This is a genomic window from Proteiniphilum sp. UBA1028 (genome assembly GCF_002316955.1).
Taxonomy (GTDB): Bacteria; Bacteroidota; Bacteroidia; order Bacteroidales; family Dysgonomonadaceae; genus Proteiniphilum.
On the sequence record NZ_DCEN01000088.1, the window covers coordinates 20851 to 23505 of the forward strand.

The 2655-nt window shown below is 33.6% G+C and carries 3 protein-coding genes; all 3 read left to right on the forward strand.

The genetic code is table 11. The features are described from left to right. Window positions 1–433: 433 nt before the first annotated feature. Window positions 434–685 carry a hypothetical protein gene (locus tag B3Z75_RS14060; protein WP_294073046.1) on the forward strand — a complete coding sequence of 84 codons (252 nt, stop codon included), beginning with the start codon at window positions 434–436 and terminating at the stop codon, window positions 683–685. A gap of 208 nt (window positions 686–893) precedes the next feature. Next, window positions 894–1958, forward strand: coding sequence for a glycosyltransferase family 2 protein (locus tag B3Z75_RS14065; protein ID WP_294073049.1), 1065 nt, complete (start codon window positions 894–896; stop codon window positions 1956–1958). A gap of 27 nt (window positions 1959–1985) precedes the next feature. Continuing rightward, the gene (locus tag B3Z75_RS14070; RefSeq protein WP_294073052.1) at window positions 1986–2621 is read left to right on the forward strand and encodes a glycosyltransferase; all 636 of its coding nucleotides are present in this window, start codon (window positions 1986–1988) and stop codon (window positions 2619–2621) included. Window positions 2622–2655: the final 34 nt, after the last annotated feature.

Genomic DNA, 2655 nt, shown 5'->3' on the forward strand with positions numbered 1-2655 from the left:
ACAGCAAAAGGCTACAGGATAGCATGATTAAATTCCTTGTTCTCATAATTTTATGTTTTTATTGATTCTTTTTTTAAAGAAGTATGTGATTTTTAGTTGATCATATAGTTCAACGGTTTTCTTTGTAAATTGTTTCTGATATACTTTGGTTTATAGTTCTAATCTCTTTATTTAAAAAATCTTGCATGGATGTTTGTTATCTTTTGTGAAAACAGGAGTTTGTAAATTGCCCGATTGTTCAATATACTTTTAATGGGATAGAGTAGCAGGGTATATGTTTGTTGTTTTCAGTTCTATAGAAATGCATCTGAGGTGAAAGTCGGCTTCATAGTATTTACATCGTTGAAATGTAAAAAAGCCGATAAGGTGATTTGTCAATTTAAAAAAGGATAGTAGAACCGATGATTCCGGCAGTTATGATGCAGGGAAAAGAGTGGAACATAAGACCAAAAATACGGATATTGAGACGTGGAATTTAATTATTGCCAAGATGGATTCGATAGATTTTTGGAATGGGAAACTGGTGAGTCAGTTTCAGGAAGACGACGAAGAATATCAATTTCAACTTGAACGGCCGCGCGAATGTCAATTGATAAAGGAAGGCATTGATGTCGAAAAAATAAGAGCCGCCGCCGAAAAAGAACGTATTGAAATGGAAAAGCAAAAAATGGATGAAAAAGAGTGAGATGTTGTCTGCTGACAGAGATTCCGTTAAGTTGATTCAATGGCTACCTGAAGGAAATTGTTGCTTGTTGAATCAGTCACGAAAAATTGCTCATCAACAATACCAACTGAAGGGGAATTATTATTGAAGGGTTTGATTTCAAGCCGAAAGTAAAATAAAGTTACTAACTTTGCTGGTCGAAAAAAGGTTTTGTTTAGATAATATTTTTATGAAACAAAGTAAAGTGTCGGTGATTGTTCCTGTGTATAATATGGAAAAGTATCTGGCTGCAAGCCTCGAGTCGGTGTTGAAGTCGGATTATGCTGAATTTGAGGTAATTGTTATTGACGATGGTTCTACAGATCAATCTTTGGCCATTGCAAATCAATTAGCTGAAAAGGATGGCCGTATACGTGTATATTCTCAACCGAACAGTGGAGTTTCTGCTGCCAGAAACCTGGGAATTGAAATGGCTGATGGTACTTACATTCTTCCGGTAGATGCAGATGATTTGATTGCCTATAATTACATCTCGGCTGCCGTTAAGGTATTGGATGCAAACCCGAATGTTAAAGTTGTAAGCAGAGAGGCTCATTTTTTTGGAAATAAGAGTGGACGATGGGTTTTTAAACCTTTTAGTCTGGACTTGCTTTGTCGGAGGAATATTATTGATGTCTGCTCAATGTACAGAAAGTCCGACTGGAAGTTGGTGGGCGGATATTGTCGGGAAATACCGGGTCGTGAAGACTGGGATTTCTGGTTGTCGATTTTTGAGCATGGAGGAGATTTTGTTCGGCTACCATTAGTTGGTTTATATTATCGTATTCGAAAACAATCGAAGAGAATCACTGATCGAAAAAATGACAAGGAAGTTATTGATATTCTGAATAAAAGACATAAACCTCTTTTTTTTCAGGTATTGGGAGGTAAATTACATTATCAGCGTACATACTCGAAATTGATAAACAAGATTATAAGTATTTTCTTTCCCCATAATGTTTTTGTAAAGACTGAAAATATATATCTGCAGAAGCTTGTTTATGGAGTTAACATAGAAGGTGATGCGAAGAAATTACTAAGAATGAATAAGGAAGAGGTGAGATATATTACTTTCAAAGAAAAACGCATTCACGTTCCTGGCTCAAAAATAAAAAAATCATTAGCCAGAGAATACTTTAATCCATTGGATCCAAGTCATATCGGATATTATGAGAAGCAAGTTTCGACCCGTAAAATGATAAGTTATCTGGTTCTTACTACAACTGATCTTGAGGGTAGTATACGCATTGCATAAAATTTTGAGAAATAAATAATACTTGGAATGATGATAATGACAAACAATGTAGAAGTTCTAACAGTTCATTATAAAACCCCGGATCTTATATATAGACAATATAATTCGGTGAGAAAGATTTATCCTACAATCCCTTATCGGATTATTGATGGTAGTGATGATGGACAGTTTTATTTTGAAGATTTAGAAAAGGAAGATAAAAATATAAAAGTTGAGCGACTTGGATATAATATTCACCACGGACCAGGTATGCATTATGGTATTACGACTTCTTTTTATGACTTTCTTTTGATAATGGATAGCGATGTGTATATAAAAAAAGAAATAATTAATGATATGTATAATCATTATAAAGGATATGCAGTAGGAAAGGAGTTGATGGTAGATAAAAAGGGCCTGGAAAAGGATCAACACAAAAAGTATTGGTGGAAAAGTTTTAACAAAATTAAATATCCATATATTCATCCATCTTGCATATTGATTAATAAAAATGCATATTTACAATTCAAACAGTTTAAAAAACATGGAGCTCCTTGTATTGATGCTATGATTGATATTTTTAATAAAAACAAAACAGACATTCTTTCTTCATTTAATCTAGAAGGATATATTGAATTAGAAGAGAAAGGAACAAGAAAAAGATGGGGAATAAATCTAAAATAGTATCGATTCTAATATTTAGTTGGTTATAAGGGGG